At 70.5% G+C, this 19,262-nt stretch carries 17 protein-coding genes and 1 pseudogene; 8 read left to right on the top strand and 10 right to left on the bottom strand.

Translation table 11 applies throughout. The features are described from left to right. Positions 1-44: 44 nt before the first annotated feature. Together serB and DEP02_RS04640 are read right to left on the bottom strand one after the other, a co-directional pair. Complete coding sequence (gene serB, locus DEP02_RS04645) at positions 45-1,253, bottom strand: phosphoserine phosphatase SerB (protein ID WP_112466043.1); 1,209 nt, start codon at positions 1,251-1,253, stop codon at positions 45-47. A gap of 72 nt (positions 1,254-1,325) precedes the next feature. Next, entirely contained in the window at positions 1,326-3,224 is a 1,899-nt protein-coding gene (locus DEP02_RS04640) for a streptophobe family protein (RefSeq protein ID WP_112466042.1), read from the bottom strand. Between the two features lie 242 nt (positions 3,225-3,466). On the opposite strand from DEP02_RS04640, the gene DEP02_RS04635 reads away from it, so the two are divergent. Next, entirely contained in the window at positions 3,467-5,992 is a 2,526-nt protein-coding gene (locus tag DEP02_RS04635; RefSeq protein ID WP_112466041.1) for an ABC transporter ATP-binding protein/permease, read from the top strand. 107 nt (positions 5,993-6,099) lie between these two features. On the opposite strand, the gene DEP02_RS04630 is transcribed toward DEP02_RS04635, so the two are convergent. From DEP02_RS04630 to DEP02_RS04620, 3 genes are all read right to left on the bottom strand, one after another. Beyond that, on the bottom strand, positions 6,100-6,840 hold the full coding sequence (locus tag DEP02_RS04630; protein WP_112466040.1) for a transglycosylase SLT domain-containing protein: 741 nt from the start codon (positions 6,838-6,840) through the stop codon (positions 6,100-6,102). 297 nt (positions 6,841-7,137) lie between these two features. Continuing rightward, the gene (locus DEP02_RS04625; RefSeq protein ID WP_112466039.1) at positions 7,138-8,223 is read right to left on the bottom strand and encodes an S-adenosylmethionine:tRNA ribosyltransferase-isomerase; all 1,086 of its coding nucleotides are present in this window, start codon (positions 8,221-8,223) and stop codon (positions 7,138-7,140) included. After that, positions 8,220-8,915 carry an SDR family NAD(P)-dependent oxidoreductase gene (locus DEP02_RS04620; protein WP_112466038.1) on the bottom strand — a complete coding sequence of 232 codons (696 nt, stop codon included), beginning with the start codon at positions 8,913-8,915 and terminating at the stop codon, positions 8,220-8,222. Before DEP02_RS04620 ends, DEP02_RS04625 begins: the two co-directional genes overlap by 4 nt. A gap of 271 nt (positions 8,916-9,186) precedes the next feature. Here DEP02_RS04620 and DEP02_RS04615 point away from each other — a divergent pair, with 271 nt between their 5' ends. Together DEP02_RS04615 and DEP02_RS04610 are read left to right on the top strand one after the other, a co-directional pair. Continuing rightward, a complete protein-coding gene (locus DEP02_RS04615; protein ID WP_112466037.1) occupies positions 9,187-10,332 on the top strand; it encodes a GAF domain-containing sensor histidine kinase in 1,146 nt (381 codons plus the stop codon). Continuing rightward, on the top strand, positions 10,325-10,963 hold the full coding sequence (locus DEP02_RS04610; protein WP_112466036.1) for a response regulator: 639 nt from the start codon (positions 10,325-10,327) through the stop codon (positions 10,961-10,963). Before DEP02_RS04615 ends, DEP02_RS04610 begins: the two co-directional genes overlap by 8 nt. 186 nt (positions 10,964-11,149) lie before the next feature. On the opposite strand, the gene DEP02_RS04605 is transcribed toward DEP02_RS04610, so the two are convergent. Continuing rightward, entirely contained in the window at positions 11,150-11,944 is a 795-nt protein-coding gene (locus DEP02_RS04605) for an Rv1486c family protein (protein WP_112466035.1), read from the bottom strand. Between the two features lie 152 nt (positions 11,945-12,096). Between DEP02_RS04605 and DEP02_RS04600 the strand changes: the two genes are divergently transcribed. The 3 genes from DEP02_RS04600 to DEP02_RS04590 all read left to right on the top strand — a co-directional run bounded on the left by DEP02_RS04600 (position 12,097) and on the right by DEP02_RS04590 (position 14,469). Further along, the gene (locus DEP02_RS04600; RefSeq protein ID WP_112466034.1) at positions 12,097-12,894 is read left to right on the top strand and encodes an ABC transporter ATP-binding protein; all 798 of its coding nucleotides are present in this window, start codon (positions 12,097-12,099) and stop codon (positions 12,892-12,894) included. 55 nt (positions 12,895-12,949) lie between these two features. Next, entirely contained in the window at positions 12,950-13,381 is a 432-nt protein-coding gene (locus DEP02_RS04595; protein ID WP_112466033.1) for an NfeD family protein, read from the top strand. Positions 13,382-13,524: 143 nt separating this feature from the next. Next, a complete protein-coding gene (locus tag DEP02_RS04590) occupies positions 13,525-14,469 on the top strand; it encodes an SPFH domain-containing protein (protein ID WP_073952298.1) in 945 nt (314 codons plus the stop codon). A gap of 80 nt (positions 14,470-14,549) precedes the next feature. Here DEP02_RS04590 and DEP02_RS04585 read toward each other — a convergent pair whose 3' ends face one another. From DEP02_RS04585 to DEP02_RS04575, 3 genes are all read right to left on the bottom strand, one after another. Beyond that, a complete protein-coding gene (locus DEP02_RS04585; RefSeq protein WP_112466032.1) occupies positions 14,550-15,056 on the bottom strand; it encodes an HNH endonuclease in 507 nt (168 codons plus the stop codon). A gap of 162 nt (positions 15,057-15,218) precedes the next feature. After that, positions 15,219-15,758: a YbhB/YbcL family Raf kinase inhibitor-like protein gene (locus DEP02_RS04580; protein WP_112466031.1), complete on the bottom strand. Its 540-nt coding sequence runs from the start codon at positions 15,756-15,758 to the stop codon at positions 15,219-15,221. A 43-nt stretch (positions 15,759-15,801) separates the two neighbouring features. Continuing rightward, positions 15,802-16,584 carry a sporulation protein gene (locus DEP02_RS04575; protein WP_112466030.1) on the bottom strand — a complete coding sequence of 261 codons (783 nt, stop codon included), beginning with the start codon at positions 16,582-16,584 and terminating at the stop codon, positions 15,802-15,804. A 135-nt stretch (positions 16,585-16,719) separates the two neighbouring features. Between DEP02_RS04575 and DEP02_RS34345 the strand changes: the two are divergent. Together DEP02_RS34345 and DEP02_RS04570 are read left to right on the top strand one after the other, a co-directional pair. Further along, positions 16,720-16,794, top strand: a pseudogene (locus tag DEP02_RS34345) (DNA-3-methyladenine glycosylase); the annotation flags it as partial. Between the two features lie 62 nt (positions 16,795-16,856). After that, entirely contained in the window at positions 16,857-17,468 is a 612-nt protein-coding gene (locus DEP02_RS04570) for a DNA-3-methyladenine glycosylase (RefSeq protein WP_112466029.1), read from the top strand. Between the two features lie 391 nt (positions 17,469-17,859). Here DEP02_RS04570 and DEP02_RS04565 read toward each other — a convergent pair whose 3' ends face one another. Then, positions 17,860-18,531, bottom strand: a complete 672-nt coding sequence (locus tag DEP02_RS04565; protein WP_112466028.1) for a GNAT family N-acetyltransferase — start codon at positions 18,529-18,531, stop codon at positions 17,860-17,862. Positions 18,532-19,262 lie beyond the last annotated feature (731 nt).

Genomic DNA, 19,262 nt, shown 5'->3' with positions numbered 1-19,262 from the left:
GGCCCGGCACCCATGCGGTGCCGGGCCGCCTCTCGTGAACCGGCTCAGTCCTCCACGTGCGCGTCCGCCGCCTCGACCTCTTCCCGGGTGACCCCGAGCAGGTAGAGGACCGTGTCGAGGAACGGCACGTTCACCGCGGTGTGCGCCGCCTCCCGCACCACCGGCTTGGCGTTGAAGGCGACTCCGAGACCGGCCGCGTTCAACATGTCCAGATCATTGGCGCCGTCACCGATCGCGACCGTCTGCGACAGCGGAACGCCTGCCTCCGCGGCGAACCGGCGCAGCAGCCGCGCCTTGCCCGCCCGGTCCACGATCTCGCCGGTGACCCGGCCCGTCAGCTTCCCGTCGACGATCTCCAGCGTGTTGGCCTGTGCGAAGTCCAGCCCGAGCCGCTCCTTCAGATCGTCGGTGACCTGCGTGAACCCGCCCGAGACGACGCCCACCTGGTAACCGAGCCGCTTGAGCGTACGGATCAGGGTGCGCGCGCCCGGAGTCAGCCGCACCTCGCTGCGCACCTTGTCCACCACCGAGGCGTCCAGCCCCGCCAGCAGTGCTACGCGCGCGTGCAGAGACTCCTCGAAGTCCAGCTCGCCGCGCATCGCGGCCGCCGTCACCTCGGCGACCTTGTCCTCGCAGCCGGCGTGACCGGCGAAGAGCTCGATCACCTCGTCCTGGATGAGCGTGGAGTCCACGTCCATCACCACCAGCCGCTGCGCCCGCCGGTGCAGGCCCGCGCCGACGACCGCCACATCGACACCGAGTGCCGCCGACTCCGTGGCCAGAGCGGTGCGCAGGGGCTCCGTCTCCACGCCGGACACCGCGAACTCCACCGCCGTCACCGGGTACTTGGCAAGCCGGAAGATACGGTCGATGTTGCCGCCGGTCCCGGTGATCCGCGCGGCGATCCGGGCGGTCGCCTCCGCGGTGAGCGGGTGACCGAGCACGGTGACCAGGGAGCGCCCGAGGCCGCGCGGCCGGTTGTCGCCACGGCCGGAGATGATCTCCGCCTGCATCTTCATCGACTCGGCCCAGCTGTGCACGGTGGCCCGAAGGTCGCCCTCGGCCCCGGCGGGTGGCTGGGTGACGAGCACGCACAGCACCATGCGGCCACGGGTGACGACCTGCTCGATGTCGACCACGTCGACGGAGTAGGCGGCGAGGGTGTCGAAGAGTCCGGCCGTGATGCCCGGCCTGTCCTTCCCGAAGATCTTGACGAGAAGGGTGGGATCGTCAGAGGTCTGCGAAGCGCTCATGGTGTTTCCACGGTATCCGGCACCCAGTGCCGCCTGCCTTCCAGGTCCGCCAGGCGGACAGTAGGACAAGTATTACTGCTGCGGGCGGCGAGGAGGCCTTGGCGGGGGAGGCGGGGGCGGGGGCGGCGGACCGTCGTCCGGCCACGTGCTCGCACGCCGTCCGGGCGGAGGCGAGGGCGGCTCCAAGGGGCCGATCACCGTCGGAGCGCCGTAGACGTCGTCGGCCGACGACCCGGACCGAGGCCGCCCGCCGCCTCCGGGCCCCGTCCGCCCGGAGGGCGCCGCCCCGTCCCCCAGCTCCTGGCCGTCCGGCGGGCGGGCGTCCTCCGGGGACTGCGGGGAACGCAGTTCACCGGGCAGGCGGAGATACGGGTTGGTGGACGGGTTCGGTGGCCGGTGGGGCGTACCGGGCGTGTAGGGGCCGGCCTGCTGCCCCGCGTGCCCGGGACGCCGGGCCTCGCCCGCAGCGGCCCACGGGCCGTGACCGGCACCCTCCGCCGCTCCGGTCCCTGCGCCGTTCCCGGCACCCTCCGCTACCCCGCCCCCCGACTCCATCCCCCAGCCGTCCCACACGTCACCCCGTGCCAACGGCGCCGCCCGCCGCCCCGCCGCCCCGGTGGCGTGGGCCATCAGGGCACCCACCGCGCCCGCCCCGGCGCCCCACGCCGCGCCCAGGAGCAAGGCCGTGCCCGGGTGACCGTGCAGTTCCATCCCCGCGCCGAACGCGTCGAAGCCGAGTACGGACAGGGACGTGTCCACCGACACCTCCGTCAGCCACGCGAGCAGCGGAAGCGTCAGCGCGGTGGCGATGCCCAGCCGCAGCGCGCACCGGCCCGCGAAGCCCAGGACGTCCCGCCCCGCCCCCACCGGCGTCCGCACCGCCGTCAGGACCCCCGCCAGCAGCAGCATCAGCGCCGCCGCCACCCCCAGGAGCCACACCCGGCCGTCCAGGTCGGCCAGCCGGGACAGCGTGACCGGCTGGTCGGAGCGCACGGTCAGGAGCTTGTCCAGGGGGTCGGGCAGGAGCTTGGCCAGTTCGCCGGTCGCCTGGCCGTCGAAGGGGACGAACAGGCCGACCGGAACGCCGAGCCCCACCCCGTTGGGCGTGCCGAGCAGTGCGGCGCCCGCGACGCGCCGGGGGTGGGCGTCGCCGACCGCCGCGTACGCCGCCGCCGCCAGACCCGCAGCCACCGCGACCATCACCACCGAGACCAGCGCGGACACGGCCGGCCGCACCACCCGGTGCACGACGTCCCAACCGCGCGGCAACGGCGTACGGCGCGAGGCCAGCAGGGCGATCAGCAGGACCCCGGCCGACCAGCCGAGCCCGCCCAGCAGGGTCGGCGCCGTGTCGACGGTGAAGCCGACCGTCGCCTTGGCGCCGATGAGCCCGCCGATGCCGTCGGGGAAGAGGCCGCCGATGTCCCCCAGGTCGCCCAGCCCGGGAATGCGCACGTCCCCCGGCCCTCCGCCGCCCGGCAGCCCGCCCAGTCCGAGCGAGCCCCCGTCGATGGTGACGACACCGTGCCCCGCCCAGGCCAGCCCGCCCAGCATCGCCACGAACAGCGCCACCACCGCACCCGCCCGGGCGAGGAGTTCGGCCGGGGAGATGACAACTCCCGCCGTGCGCAAGGAACGCAGGAAGATCCACGACAGCAGCAGCGCCCCGACCAGGCTCACCCCCAGTGGCGTGATCTGGAGGGCGGTGTGCGCCTCGGCGCCTTTCAGACCGAACGCGGACACATCGCCGGACGGCGTGACCGAACCGCCCGCCCCAAGTGCCACCACCGCGGCGGTCATTGGCCCGAGCGACCCCGCCGAGTCGGCCTCCAGCAGACGCAGACCCAGCGCGGCCGTACCCGCCATGCCGATCAACGCCCAGCTCACGGAGGTGATCGCGGACAGCAGCACATCCAGCCAGGGCAGGCGCGCACCACGCCTCGCGGTCCCGACGCCCGTGGCAGCGCTCATGACAGACCCCCCGATCCGCGGCGCGGCGCGGCTGCCGCGCGTGTCCCCCTCGCGTGAAATACCACTCTCCGGCAGGGTTTCAACCCCGTCGACGAAAAAACAGTCGAAGCGGACGTACGCACACTTCACAAGGCCCGGGTTTCGGTCAGAGACGGAAGCCTGAAATAGTTCCCCACGATGTTCGACATCCCTAGACTCCCTGCGACGGGGGTAACTCGGGGGACAACTCAGTGGGGCTTGGAGTGCCGGAACTCGTACTGGAAACCAATGGACGGACCTGGACGCTCGACCCGTCCAGGTCCTACTCCCTGGGACGCGATCCGCAGGGAGACATCGTGTTCGACGACGCCAGGGTCTCCTGGCGTCACGCCACGGTCAGCTTCAACGGCCGCAGTTGGGTCATCGAGGACCCCGGCAGCACCAACGGCACGTTCGTGCAGGGCCAGCGGATCCGGCAACTGGAGATCGGCCCCGGCTCGGCGGTCCATCTCGGCAACGCGACCGACGGCCCGCGTCTGACGCTTTCCGCCGCCGCTGCGGCCGTGGGCACGCCGCAGGCCCAGCCCCAGCAGCAGCCGTACGCCGCCCAGGGCGCCGGTCCCGGCTGGGGGCAGAAGCAGACACCGCAGCAGGAGCCGCAACACCAGGCGCCGCAGGCCGACTGGCAGCAACCGCGGCAGGGACCGCAGTCACCGTCGATTCCGCACCAGCAGGGCCCCGGCGCCGGCGCGCCGCCCGTCCACGGCGACCGAAGTCCCACCACCTTCTACCAGTTCTCGCTCGGCCGAGTGATGCGCATCGGCCGTGCCCTGGAGAACGACCTGGTCGTCTCCGACCTCCAGGTCTCCCGCAACCACGCGGAGTTCCACGCCACGCCCGACGGCCGCTTCGAGATCCGCGACCTCGGCTCGCACAACGGCACGTACGTCAACGGCCAGCCGATCCCCAAGGGCGGCTCGGTGCAGCTCGGCCCGACCGACATCGTCGGCGTCGGCCACTCGACGTTCCGGATCGTCGACGACCGGCTGGAGGAGTTCGTCGACACCGGTGAGGTGTCCTTCTCCGCCCGCCAGCTGACCGTGACGGTCGACGGCGGCAAGCAGATCCTCAGGGACGTCTCCTTCGGCGTTCCGGAGAAGTCGCTGGTCGGGGTCATCGGCCCGTCCGGCTCCGGCAAGTCGACCCTGCTCAAGGCGCTCACCGGCTACCGGCCCGCCGACCAGGGCGAGGTCCTCTACGACAACCGGAACCTCTACAAGCAGTTCGCCGAGCTGCGCCAGCGCATCGGTCTGGTCCCGCAGGACGACATCCTGCACAAGGAGCTGACCGTCAAGAAAGCCCTGAAGTACGCGGCCAAGCTGCGCTTCCCGGCCGACACCACGGCCGCCGAGCGCGAGGCCCGCATCGACGAGGTGCTGCGCGAGCTGAAGCTGGACGTCCACAAGGACAAGAAGGTCACCTCTCTCTCCGGTGGCCAGCGCAAGCGCGTGTCGGTGGCCCTGGAGCTGCTCACCAAGCCGTCGCTGATCTTCCTGGACGAGCCGACCAGCGGCCTCGACCCGGGCATGGACCGCGACGTCATGCAGCTGCTGCGCGGCCTGGCCGACGACGGCCGCACCGTCCTCGTCGTCACCCACTCGGTGGCCGAGCTGGCGCTGTGCGACAGGCTGCTGGTGATGGCGCCGGGCGGCGCCGTGGCCTACTTCGGCCCGCCCGAGGAGGCGCTGAACTTCTTCGGCTACGACACCTGGGCCGACGTCTTCTCCGCCTTCGAGAACTACCGCGACTACGACTGGGCGGGCCGCTGGAAGGGCTCGCAGCACTACCAGATGTACGCCGCGGACATCGACGCCGTCGCCCCGCAGTCCGTACACATGCCGCCGCCGCAGGCCATCAAGCCGCCCAAGCCGCAGAGCTGGGGCTCGCAGCTGCTGACCCTGATCCGGCGGTACATGGCGGTGATCGCCTCCGACAAGGGCTTCCTGGCGCTGTCGGTGATCCTGCCGGCGGTGATCGGCTCGGTCAGCCTGCTCATCGACCACAACAGAGGCCTGCTGGTCAATATCAACCAGAAGACCGGCATGCCCATCCCGAACGGCACGGCGACCACGGTGCTGCTGATCATCGCGGTCGGCGCCTGCTTCGCGGGTGCCGCGAACTCCGTCCGCGAGCTGATCAAGGAACGGGTGATCTACGAACGGGAACGCGCGACCGGCCTGTCCCGCTCGGCGTACCTGATGTCGAAGGTGGTCGTGCTCGGCACCGTCACCGTGCTGCAGGGCCTGATGGTCGGCCTGATCGGCTTCTCCAGCCGGGAGATCCCGGAAAAGGGCCTGATCCTCGGCAACGCGACGCTGCTCGAACTGTGCCTGCCGATCATGGGGCTCGGCTTCACCTCGATGATGGTCGGTCTGGTCATCTCCTCGCTGGTGAAGACCGCGGAGAAGACCATGCCGCTGCTGGTCATGTTCGCGATCATCCAGGTGGTCTTCACCGGCTGCCTGTTCACCCTGAACGGCACCATAGGCGTCAACGAGTTCTCGTACCTGATGCCGTCGCGCTGGGCGGTGGCCGCCGCCGGCGCCACGCTGGACTTCAACAAGATCGCCCCGAACACCGACGACCCGTCCAGCACCGACCCGCTGTGGGACCACACGGCCTCGGCCTGGGCCGTCGACATGACCGCGCTGATCGCCCTCGGTGTGGTCTGCGGCTTCCTGGTGGCGCGCTTCCTGCGCCGCCACGAGCCGGAGGTCATGCGCAAGTAACCGCGGAAGGCCGTGTCATGATGCCGAAGGGCGGCACCCCACCGTGGGGTGCCGCCCTTTTTCGCGTCTCGTCGAAGGTCCGCGTCGGCCTCAGTACGTCGGTGACGTCAGTACGCGCCGTTGACGTTGTCGATCGAGCCGTACCGCTTGGCCGCGTAGTTGGCGGCGGCGGTGATGTTGGCGACCGGGTCGTAGATGTCGTGGGACGTGCCGGGGACGTGGTACGCCCTGAAGGTCGGCTCGATGACCTGCAGCAGGCCCTTGGACGGGATGCCGTTGCGGGCGTTGATGTCCCAGTTGTTGATGGCGTTGGGGTTGCCCGAGGACTCCCGCATGATGTTCTTGTGCAGGCCGTGGTAGGAGCCGGGGATGTTGTGCTGCTTCATGATGGCCAGCGCCTGCCGGATCCAGCCGTCCAGGTTGTTGCCGTAGCTGGTGGAGGCGGCGACCGTCTGCATCTGCGGACGCTCGGCGGACCGGCTCACGGACTGCTTGGCCTGGTGGGTGACCTGGGCCTTCTTGACGGCGGTCTTCTTGACGGCGGTCTGCTTCTTGGCGACGGCCTGCTTCTTGACGGCGGCCTGCTGCTTGGCCTCGATGGCCTGGATCTTCACGCTGTCACCGGCGAGCTGGTCGGTGAGGCCGGCCTTGACGCCCTTGAGCGGCTGGGTGCTCAGTTGCACCGGGGCCGCGGAGACGGCGGCGGTGCTGGTCGCCGTCTCGGCCTGGCTGGGCGCGGCGGAGACGGCCAGGGAGGCGGCGGCGAGAGCGACCGCACCGGCGCCGACGAGTTTGCGGCGCTTGGTCAGGGCACGGCCATGAGCACGGAGACGGAAGTTTGCGGGCATGGCGAATGGACCTCTTCGAGTAGCGCGGAGGTCGCTCTCCGGACTGCGGGAGGGGGTCCTTCCCGCGCAAACGCCGCGGACAGAAAACCGCGGCGCTGAGCGACGGGAGTAATTCTTAGCCGCCGCAAAATCAGCGAGCAAAGGTGTGACGTACGAAGCCGGGTAGTGGAACGGGAACAGATAAAACGGGACAGATCGGGCCATCTGTCCCGTTCATGAGGGGGGTCTGTGTCTCCTATGCCGGTTCGTACGTGATGTGCACCCTATGCGCGTCCTCACACCGGGGGAGGGGTTTCGTCACGCCTGGTTGCCGCCGCAACGCTCCGAGTGAGCGGTTTCCGTCGGAAGGACGAGATGCACATCGCCGAACTCGTGCCAGAGGTAGTGCCCACGAACGGCCTGCTCATACCCGCGGTCGACCGCCGCCCGTCCCGCGACCGCCTCCAGCATCAGCAGATGCGAGGCCTCCGGCTCGTGCAGCCCGGTCAGCAGTCCGTCCACGACCCGTACGCCGCGCTCGGGCGTCACCACGAGACCGGTCCACCCCGCGGCCGCCCGGACCACACCGTCCGGCCCGGCCGCCGACTCCACGGCCCGCACCGCCGTGGTCCCCACCGCGATCACCCGGCCGCCGCCCGCCCGTACGCCGTTGATCAGCCGGGCCGACGCCTCGGGCACCGAGAACCGCTCCGGATACGGCGGCTCGTGCGCCTCGGCCGAGGCCACGCCCGTGTGCAGGACGACCGGCGCGAACAGCACCCCCCGGCTCACCAGCCGAGCCACCAGCCGCTCCGTGAAGGGCCGCGCCGCACTCGGCATCTCCGCACTGCCCGAGCCGTCGGCCGACGGCACCGCGAACACCGTCTGGTACACGGACAGCGGCTGGTCCCGCTCCGTATAGGAGTAACGAATGGGCCGCCCGTGCACCCGCAGCGTCCCGAGCACCGAAGGCCCCGACACCCGCGCCCACCACAGTCGCGCACTCTCCGCGCTCAGCGGCTCCTCCAGCACCAGCCGTACGCCCCCGGGCAGCACCACCTCCGTACCCGCAGGCCCTCCCGTACGCGCACGCGTGCTGCCCCTCCCGTCCGGGTCCCGTATCTCCACCGCCCAGCGCCCGTCGTCCCCGCGCGTGGAGAAGTGCACCACCACGCGCGCGTGCCCGATCCGCCCGTCCACCGCGGCGGCCAGCGTGGGGGAGGTGTTCACCACCAGCAGATCCCCCGCGCGCAGCAGCCGCGGCAGCTCCCGGAAGGCGTGGTGCGACACATCCGTGCCACGCGACACCAGCAGACGTACGGCGTCCCGGTCCAGCCCGGGACCCCGCTGTTCGGCCGGCACCCGCGCCGACAGCTCCCGCGGAACCCGCACGGTCAGGGTCATCGCCCCTCCAGCAGGGCGGGCGCGCTGCGGCGGCCGCTCACCGGGCGCTCCTCCAGCAGCCGCAGGAACGCCGGCACCACCTGGCCCGGCGCCGGACGCGGGGCGTCGTCGTCCGGTACGGCCGCCGCGTACAGGTCGGTGGCCATGTCCCCCGGGTCCACCGCCCACACCCGCAGCCCCGGCTCCTCCTCGGCGAGCACCGCCGCCAGATGGTCCAGCGCCGCCTTCGACGCCCCGTAACCGCCCCACGTCTCGTACGCCTCGACGGCCGCGTCCGAACTCACCGCGATCACCGTGCCGCGCGCCGACTCCCGCAGCAGCGGCAGCGCCTCCTGCACCAGCCCCAGCGCGGCGACCGTGTTCACCTCCAGCGCCCGGCGCAGCCCCTCCAGGGGCAGCTCCGCCAGCCGCACGAGCGGCTCCGCGCCCAGCGCGCTCGCGTTGTGCACCACCAGGTCGACCCCGCCCAGCCCGCGCGCCGCCGCCACCAGCTCGGCCCGGTGCCCGGCGTCCGTGACGTCCCCGGGCAGGGCCTCCACGCGCGTGCCGTGCACGGAGACGGCCCGAGCCGCCTCCCCCAGCACCTCCGCACCCCTGGCGTCGAGCACCAGGTCCCAGCCGCGCGCGGCCAGCGCCTCGGCCAGTGCCCGCCCCAGCCCCTTCGAAGCCCCTGTGATGATCGCTACCGGCATGTCGCCCGTCCCCTGATCATGGCCCGTCCCTTGCGTCCGGGCCGTCCTCGTGCGCCTCCTGACCGGCGCGCTGCCCAACGTAGGAACGGCGCCCCCGGCGCCGCCTCGGACGCGGGCCGCAAACCGGCGGGGCCCTTCGCCGTAGGGCGAGCGACCCGGTCCCGCCGGCCCGGGCCGCTCGCGCTCGGCCCGCGGACCTAGGTCCAGCGGTCCGGGCGGGGCCGCCACGGGGCCGATCCGCGGTGTCGGACCCCGCCGGTACCGTGAGGGCATGAGTCAAGGTCCCCGGTCCGGCCTCGCCGCGGTGAGCTCCGCGCTGCTGGCCATGAGCAGGCACCTCGAGGTGCGCGACGTCCTGAAGACGATCGTCGCCTCGGCCCGCGAACTGCTCGACGCGCAGTACGCCGCTCTCGGCGTGCCGGACGACCACGGCGGCTTCGCCCAGTTCGTGGTCGACGGGGTCAGCGACGAGCAGTGGCGGGCCATCGGCCCGCTCCCGCGCCAGCACGGCATCCTCGCCGCGATGCTGCACGAGGCGAAGGCCGAGCGCCTCGCGGACGTGCGCAAGGACCCCCGCTTCGAGGGCTGGCCGGCCGCCCACCCGGAGATGTCCGACTTCCTGGGCCTGCCGATCCGCGACGGCAACGAGGTCATCGGCGCGCTGTTCCTGGCGAACAAGCGCTGCCCCAAACCCGAGGGCAGCTGCGGCTTCACCGAGGAGGACGAGGAACTGCTCTCCATCCTCGCCCAGCACGCCGCGATCGCCCTCACCAACGCCCGCCTCTACGAACGCAGCCGCGAGCTGACCATCGCCGAGGAGCGCTCCCGCCTCGCCCACGAACTGCACGACGCGGTCAGCCAGAAGCTGTTCTCCTTGCGCCTGACCGCCCAGGCCGCCGCCGCCCTCGTCGACCGCGACCCGGTGCGCGCCAAGGGCGAACTGCAGCAGGTGGCCGCCCTCGCCGCCGAAGCGGCCGACGAACTGCGTGCCGCCGTCGTGGAGTTGCGCCCCGCGGCCCTCGACGAGGACGGTCTGGTCGCCACCCTCCGCACCCAGATCCAGGTCCTCGACCGCGCCCACAGCGCGCGCGTCACCTTCACCGCCCGCGGCCCGCGCGCCCTGCCGGCCGCCCAGGAGGAGGCCATGCTCCGCGTCGCCCAGGAAGCCCTGCACAACGCGCTGCGGCACGCACGGGCGGAACACGTCGACGTCACCCTCGACCGCCACGGCCGCGGTGCCGTCCTGCGGATCACCGACGACGGCACCGGCTTCGACCCCATGGCGGTACGCCGGGCCGGCCGTCACCTCGGCCTGGTCTCCATGCGGGACCGGGCGAGTGGTGTCGGCGGCCGGCTGACGGTGGAATCGGCGCCCGGCAAGGGCACCGCGATCGAGATGGAGGTCCCCGGTGGCTGAGCCGATCAAGGTGTTGCTCGTCGACGACCACCAGGTGGTCCGCCGGGGCCTGCGCACCTTCCTGGAGATACAGGACGACATCGAGGTCGTGGGCGAAGCGGCCGACGGCGCCGAAGGCGTCACCCGGGCCGAGGAACTGAGGCCCGACGTCGTCCTCATGGACGTCAAGATGCCCGTCATGGACGGCGTCGAGGCACTGCGCCGGCTCCGCGAACTGGACAACCCCGCGCGCGTGCTGATCGTCACCAGCTTCACCGAACAGCGCACGGTCGTCCCGGCCCTGCGCGCGGGCGCGGCCGGGTACGTCTACAAGGACGTGGACCCCGACGCCCTCGCCGGCGCCATCCGCTCGGTGCACGCCGGCCACATCCTCCTCCAGCCGGAGGTGGCGAACGCCCTGCTGTCCCAGGAGGAGACCAACACCGGCCAGGGCCGCGGAACCTCCCTGACGGAACGGGAGCGCGAGGTCCTCGCCCTGATAGCCGACGGCCGCTCCAACCGCGAGATCGCCCGAACCCTGGTCCTCTCCGAGAAGACCGTCAAGACCCACGTCTCCAACATCCTGATGAAACTGGACCTCTCCGACCGAACCCAGGCCGCCCTGTGGGCAGTCCGCCACGGAGTGGGGTGACCCGCGCCCACCCGCCATCCCGCGGGCAGTCGTGCCTCCCCCAGCGCTGAACGCCTGGGAGACCCTCAGGACGATGGGGGTGCCCCTGCTCGAGCGCAGCCGAGAGCTTGGGGGAAGCACCCCGCAAACGCCGGGCTGCGCACCCAACCCCCACAGCGCAACGCCGGGCGCCCAGCGAACCCACGCTCACCGCACCCCCTTCTCCCGCTCCTCCACAACGGAGTTGTACGCCGCGACCTGCGCCCGCCGAGCCGTCCGCTCCACCACCCGCAGCACATCCCCCCGCGCCCCGATCTCGGACGCACTCACCGCACCCCCGTGCCGCTTCTCGTACGCCAGCGACACCAGCAACCCCACCCGCCGCGCCAGCTCCAGCACCCGCGCCGCCCGCGGCGGGTACCCGGGCGCCAGCAGTTCCTGCCCACGCCCTCCTTCGGCCCGAGCCCGGTACGCGTCGATCGCCGCCTGAGCCACCGGCCCCGACCCGGCCACGTCCAGCCGCGACAGCACCTGAGTCGCCTCCCGCAACGCCTCGGCCAGCTCCCGCTCGGCCTCACCCAGCGACGGCACGTCGACCGGCGGCGCCTCCCGCACGGGCAGCACGTGCCACACCACCTCGGCGTGCACATCACCCTCGGGCCCCACCTCGTACGCCTGAGGCACCAGCCCGAGAGCGGCGCCGTGACAGATCACGGCCTCCTCGGCCTCCAGCGCCCGCGCATTGAACTCCGGCGGCCCGCTCAGCCCCAGCGGATGCCCCGGCGCGGGCAGCGCCACCCGCAGCGCACTCACCCCGAGCGTCCGCAGCCGCCCCAGGGCCAGCGTGAGCCCGACCGGCCCCGACTCCCCGGGCAGGCCCTCCACCCGGTGGACGGCATCGTCCCCGACAATGGCGAGCACGGTGTGGTCCGGCGATACATGTCCGGACAAAAGGGCATTTCCCCAAGCGGCAAGACGTCCAGAGCGCGGTTCCGAGAGCATGCCTCCACCCTAAGGAGAGGACCGATGGGCCGCCCCGCCCGGCTCGTGGCGTAGATTCGTTGGGGGCTGCGCCCACCGGCGCGGCGGACCGAGCCACAGGCGTACGCGACGGCCGAGACCGGCAGCACACTGCAAGGGGAGACAACGCGCTCATGAGCGATGTTCTGGAGCTTCAGGACGTATCCGTGGTCCGCGAGGGCCGGGCTCTGGTGGACCAGGTCTCCTGGTCGGTCAAGGAGGGCGAGCGCTGGGTCATCCTCGGCCCCAACGGCGCAGGCAAGACCACCCTGCTGAACATCGCCTCGACCTACCTCTTCCCCACCACCGGCACCGCCACCGTCCTCGGCGAGACCCTCGGCAGGCCCGGCACCGACGTCTTCGAGCTGCGCCCCCGCATCGGCATGGCTGGCATCGCCCTGACCGAGAAGCTCCCCAAGCGCCAGACCGTGCTGCAGACCGTGCTCACCGCCGCCTACGGCATGACCGCCGGCTGGCAGGAGGAGTACGAGGACATCGACGAGCAGCGCGCCCGCGCCTTCCTCGACCGCCTCGGCATGAGCGACTACCTCGACCGGACGTTCGGCACCCTCTCCGAGGGCGAGCGCAAGCGCACCCTGATCGCCCGCGCCCTGATGACCGACCCCGAGCTGCTCCTGCTCGACGAGCCTGCCGCCGGCCTCGACCTCGGCGGCCGCGAGGACCTGGTCCGCCGCCTCGGCCGGCTCGCCCGCGACCCGATCGCCCCCTCGATGATCATGGTCACCCACCATGTCGAGGAGATCGCCCCCGGCTTCACCCACGTCTTGATGATCCGCCAGGGCAAGGTCCTCGCCGCAGGCCCCCTGGAGCTCGAACTCACCTCCCGCAACCTCTCCCTGTGCTTCGGCCTCCCGCTCGTCGTCGAGCAGGTCGGCGACCGCTGGACCGCCCAGGGCCTGCCGCTGTCCTGAACCCCCTTCACCGCGCCCCTGTCCGCCGTCACCACCCGCGGCCTACCATGAACATGTGAACAACATCGACGCATGGGTGTGGTGGCTGGTCGGGGCGGCGGCGCTCGGAATTCCGCTCGTGGTGACCGCGATGCCGGAGTTCGGCATGTTCGCGGTGGGCGCCGTCGCCGCCGCGATCGTCGCGGGCTTCGGCTTCGGCGTCGTCGTCCAGGTGCTCACCTTCGTCGTGGTCTCCGTCGCCCTCATCGCCGTGGTCCGGCCCATCGCGGCCCGGCACGGCAAACAACGCCCCGAACTGGCCACGGGAGTCGACGCACTGAAGGGCAAACAGGCCGTCGTACTCGAACGTGTCGACGGCGCCGGCGGCCGTATCAAGCTCGCCGGGGAGATCTGGTCGGCGCGCGCACTCGACACCGACCGAGCCTACGAAGCCGGCGAACAGGTGGACGTCGTGGACATCGAGGGGGCCACCGCCGTCGTCATGTGACCGCCCGCCACCGGGCAACGACGCAAGTGGACCGAACACCCCACGAGGTGTACGACGGTCTGTCAGACTCAACCGACAAGATCTTCAACAGCCACAGGATCTTTTGAGAGAGCCAAGGCGGAGAAGGGGTACGGGCAGCAACGATGGCACCGGTCATCATCGTCCTGATCATTCTGGTGGTGTTGGTCTTCATCGCCCTGATCAAGACCATCCAGGTCATCCCACAGGCGAGCGCCGCCATCGTCGAGCGCTTCGGCCGCTACACGCGGACGCTGAACGCGGGCCTCAACATCGTCGTCCCGTTCATCGACACCATCCGCAACCGCATCGACCTGCGCGAACAGGTCGTACCGTTCCCGCCGCAGCCGGTGATCACCCAGGACAACCTGGTCGTCAACATCGACACCGTCATCTACTACCAGGTGACCGACGCCCGCGCCGCCACCTACGAGGTCGCCAGCTACATCCAGGCCATCGAGCAGCTCACCGTCACCACGCTGCGCAACATCATCGGCGGCATGGACCTCGAACGCACCCTGACCTCCCGCGAGGAGATCAACGCGGCCCTGCGCGGCGTCCTCGACGAGGCCACGGGCAAGTGGGGCATCCGCGTCAACCGCGTCGAGCTGAAGGCCATCGAACCGCCCACCTCCATCCAGGACTCGATGGAGAAGCAGATGCGCGCCGACCGCGACAAACGCGCCGCGATCCTCCAGGCCGAGGGGGTCCGGCAGTCCGAGATCCTGCGCGCCGAGGGTGAGAAGCAGTCCGCGATCCTGATCGCCGAAGGTGAGGCCAAGGCCGCCGCCCTGCGCGCCGAGGGCGAAGCCCAGGCGATCCGTACGGTCTTCGAGTCCATCCACGCCGGAGACCCCGACCAGAAGCTGCTCTCCTACCAGTACCTCCAGATGCTTCCCAAGATCGCCGAGGGCGACGCCAACAAGCTCTGGATCGTCCCCAGCGAAATCGGCGACGCCCTCAAGGGCCTGTCCGGCGCCATCGGCAACTTCGGCTCCCTGGGCGGCGGTTCGGGCGGCGGCAACGCCGGTACGAGCACGGAGCGCCGCGAGAAGCCGTCCATCGACTGAACAGCCCAGCCCAGTTCAGCCCAGCCCTACGCAGTCGGGGTCCGCCTTCGCGACGAAGGCGGACCCCGACTGCCTTGGGGCTACGCGGCCGACCGAGCCAGCCAGGCGGGCAGCGCCTCGAACTCCTCCCGCCCCAACGACAGAAGCATCGCATCCGCCGGCGTGGGCTCGAACGGCTCCCGCAGCAACGGCATACCCGCCTGCTCCGGAGTCCGGTCCGCCTTGCGGTGGTTGTCCTCCGCGCACGAGGCCACCGTGTTCAGCCAGGTGTCCCGCCCGCCCTGCGACCGCGGCACCACATGGTCCACGGTCGTCGCCCGCCGCCCGCAGTACGCGCACCGGTGCCGGTCCCGTACCAGCACCCCCCGCCGCGACCACGGAGCCTGTCTTCGAAAGGGCACGCGCACGTACCGGCACAGCCGGATCACCCGGGGCGCGGGTATGTCCACCGCCGCACCCCGCATCCGCAGCTCGGGGTGGGCCTGCTCGACCACGGCCTTCGACTGCAGCACCAACACGACGGCTCGCTTCAGCGTCACCGTCGACAGCGGCTCGAAGCTCGCGTTCAGCACCAGCGTGTCCCGCATTCCAGCCCACCTCCCGTGTGCACCGGCCCACCCCGCGGCGGGCTGGACCAACTCTGGCCGGGCGCACCGGATGGGACAACGCAATAAATGCCCGCCTCCGGTCGATCCCAAGACCGGAGACGGGCAAATGTTCAGCGAACGCGGGCCTGCGCCACGCGGGACTCAGCCCTCGGCGGGGTTCTCGTACTCACCGATCAGCTGGGCCCTCGCCAGCGCGTGGAAGCGCAGATGGAAGCCCACCACCGCGGGAGAGGCGTCCGAGTCCGGACCCAGCTTCTCCTGGTCGACGGCGTACACCGTGAAGACGTAGCGGTGCGGCCCGTCCCCGGGCGGTGGCGCGGCACCCCCGAAGTCCTTCGTCCCGTAGTCGTTGCGCGCGTGCACGGCGCCCTCGGGCAGCCCCTCGAACTTGCCGCCGCCCGCACCCGCCGGCAGCTCCGTCACGGAGGCCGGGATGTCGAACACCACCCAGTGCCAGAACCCGCTGCCCGTCGGGGCGTCCGGGTCGTAGCAGGTCACGGCGAAGCTCCTGGTCTCTGCGGGGAAACCCTCCCAGCGCAGCTGCGGCGAGGTGTTCCCACCCGCCTGGACCTGAGCGTCCTTGAGTGTCGCGCCCTCCCGGACGTCGTCACTCGTGACCGTGAACGAGGGCACGGGCGGATGGAAGTCGTGGGGGAGCGGCCGCCTCTTGAGCTCGGTCACCTCGATACCTCCTGATCGTTTCCTGGGTCGTCGATTCCCGAGCCTAGAACCAGTTGCGCCTGCTGCCGACCTCGGCGATCCACTGGTGGAGGTACGCCGCCCAGTCGGTCCCCTGGTAGTCGTGCAGACCCACCTGGAACGACCGGAACGTGTCGCTGCCCTCGCTGAACAGACCCGACTTCTTGTCCATCTCCAGCACCACGTCCATGGCGTGCTCGTCGGCCACGAAACTCAACTCGACCTGGTTCAGTCCCCGGTACTGCGACGGCGGGTAGAACTCGATCTCCTGGTAGAACGGCAGCCGCTGCCGCGTCCCGCGGATGTGACCGCGCTCCATGTCCGCGTTCTTGAACCGGAAGCCGAGCTGGATGAACGCGTCCAGGATCGCCTGCTGCGCCGGCAGCGGATGCACGTTGATCGGGTCCAGGTCACCCGAATCCACGGCACGCGCGATCGCCAGCTCCGTGGTCACCCCGATGTGCATGCCCCGCAGCGCCTGCCCGTCGATCATCGTGACCGGCGTCTCCCACGGGATCTCCAGCCCGAACGGCACCGCGTGCACGGCCCCCGCCTGCAGCTCGAAGGCACCACCGAGCCGCACCTTGGTGAACTCGATGTCCTGCTTGTACTCCTGGTCGCCGCTCTCGACCTCGACCTTCGCCTGCAGCCCGACCGACAGCCCCTCGATCTGCTGGTTCACCGAGCCGCCCTCGATCCGTACCTCCCCCTGGACGACTCCGCCCGGCACGACGTTGACCTCGTGCAGCACCGTCTCGACCGAGGCACCGCCGGCGCCGAGGCTCGCGAGCAGCTTCTTGAACCCCATGACTCTCCCTTTACGTGGATCTCCGACCCTTACAAACGCGATCCGACCGCCACCGGTTCCACACCCGCGCCCCGTAAGGGGAGCGGACCTTGAACACCGAGGGGCGCCCACCCGTCTGGGTTACGCTCGGAAGTCATGATCGCGCCCTCGGACCGTACGCCCCTGCCCGGGGAGTTCTTCGACCGCCCCGTCCCGGAGGTCGCCCCCGACCAGCGGGGCCGCCCCGGTCACGTCTGCGTCTACTTCACCTACCGCATGTCCAGTCGGTCAGCATGAACGTCATGGATCTCGCTCACCCCGCTGAAGAAGTCGCACCCAAGCTGCTCGGTGCCCTCCTCACCCACGAGGCCCCCGAGGGAACCGTGAGCATCACCATCACGGAGACCGAGGCGTACTCCGGTACGGCCGACCCCGCCTCCCACGCCTACCGAGGCAGGACACCCCGCAACGCCGTCATGTTCGGACCCGCAGGACACCTGTACGTCTACCGGTCTCACGGTCTCCACTGGTGCGCCAACATCGTCACCGGAACAGACGGCATCGCCTCGGCCGTCCTCATCCGCGCAGGCAGGGTCATCGAAGGGGAAGACCTGGCACGCAAGCGGCGAGGGGCGAAGGTCGAGAGCCCACGCCTTGCGCGGGGTCCGGGGAACTTCTGCCAGGCGCTCGGCATCACGGCAGAGCACAACGGCACAGACCTGCTGACGGGCGCCTCGGTCGCGCTGTCCGAGGGCGAGCCAGTATCCGCTGCGCTCATCCGGATTGGCCCTCGGGTAGGCGTGAGCAAAGCCCACGACTGGCAGCACCGTTTCTTTCTCGCCGGTGATCCAACAGTCTCGGCGTACCGACTGAGCCCGAGAGCCAAGCCGTCCGGCGGAGCCTGAGCCGCCGTGCGCCTCGTTCGCGGCTCGCCGGCGAGGCGGCGCGGAGTCGGGCCCGAAGATGCGTGATCGCTCGCGAGCGTGGCGTGTGACGCGTCCTTGGCCGGTCGGAGGACTGTCGACGCGCGCCGACCTCCACCGCTTTCGCCGTCTCACTGTCCGTTCTGACCTGTTCGGCGGGCGATCGAACGGCGTTGAGCTGGGCTGATCAGTTCCGCTGAGACGCTGTGCGGCTCTGGATTCTCATCGGATCTGATTGCTGTTGGGTGTAGTTCTTCCGTTGGGAAGATCCTGAATCTTGTCGTGAGGTAGTCAGCCCCGGTAGCGATCCAGGCGAGGGGAGTCCGGCGGCCCACCTGAGGAGAGGGCGGGTCTTCTCCGGGTGGCTTGGTGATCAGTCAGTTGGTGGCGGGTCAATCCCGAGGACTGGCAGGCAGTCACCAACGGCGACGAGTTCGATGTCATCGCGCCGTCGCTTGATCCACTGCTCGCGGGTCAGCCTCCATTGTTTGATCTCCGCCGGCTCGCCGCGCCGGGTGTCCCAGCTGACGCCGTTCGGCACGTACCCCAGAGCTTGGGAGACACGGTTCGAGGCATGGTTGTCGAAGAAGGCATCGCTGCTCGCCTCACGGGCCCCCAACCCATCGAAAGCCAGATGCAGCACCGCCTGACGCATCTCCTTGCCCAAGCCGCCGCCCCGCACGTCCGGGCTGAGCCAGGAAAAGGTGGTGACCGTACCGAACGCGGCGAAGTCGATGCCGATCAGATCCTGCATGCCCACCGGCTCGCCGTCGATGACCACGACGAAGTACAGACGCCAAAGGCTCGAGCTGACCCGGCCCCGGCCGCGCCACACCCCCTGCAACCAGCCCCACTCGCGCTCTGGGCTGTCCTCATAGAGGGACATCGGATCGTCAAACGGCCACGGGGGCTGCGTGACCACGCCCTTGCGAACCGTCGGGACCAGACGCTCCAGGAGCTCATCTGTCGCTCCCAGCAAGGACAGACGGGGTGTGTGCACCCGCACGTTCAACGGGGGATATGCGGACAAAGGCGAGGCAGTCATCGGCACGGGCGCAACCCTATGGGCCGGTCAACCTGGCGCGCATCACATATTCAGCCCGGAGCCCGAACACGGCGATCTTCCCAGCGGGAGAGCCACACCCATTGCTGTTGGGGCTTTCGGTGCCGCTTGCGGGTGGAGATCCAGCGGAGGAGCGGGTCATGGTCGGGGCACGGTATAGCGAGCCGGGACCAGTGTGGTGGGGCGATCATGGCCGTCAGTGCGATCAGTCCGATGATCGCTCGCGCTGTCTGCCTCTCTGGGTCGCCGGCGATCCCACGGTGAGCCCCCACCGCGCCCACATGCCGCGGCGCCGTCGAAGTTGACTCTCTGGCGGAAGATGCGTAACGTGGCCCAAGCCGCTGAACCGGGTACGGCGATCGCCTGCAGCCGGAGCGGCCAACCCAACTACTCAACCGAGCCCCCCCTCAGCGGGGTCGATTTCGGTGCGCCTGTGCGCTCGGAATCGAACTCGCGAGACTCGATTATGAGTCACCGGGAGAATCGGCTAACGTAGTGAACACCGAAGGGAAGCGCCCGGAGGAAAGCCCGCGAGGGTGAGTACGAAGGAAGCGTCCGTTCCTTGAGAACTCAACAGCGTGCCAAAAGTCAACGCCAGATATGTTGATACCCCGTCCTCAGCATCCGCTGGGACGAGGTTCCTTTGAAGAAACACAGCGAGGACGCTGTGGACCTTCCGATCATTCCTCGGGAGGTCCCGCTCCCGTGTGTGA

Origin of the sequence: Streptomyces triticisoli (assembly GCF_003270085.1) — a bacterium.
Lineage (GTDB): Bacteria > Actinomycetota > Actinomycetes > Streptomycetales > Streptomycetaceae > Streptomyces > Streptomyces triticisoli.
The sequence above is the reverse complement of the archived record's forward strand: the minus strand, read 5'-3'. Positions and strand labels throughout refer to the sequence as shown.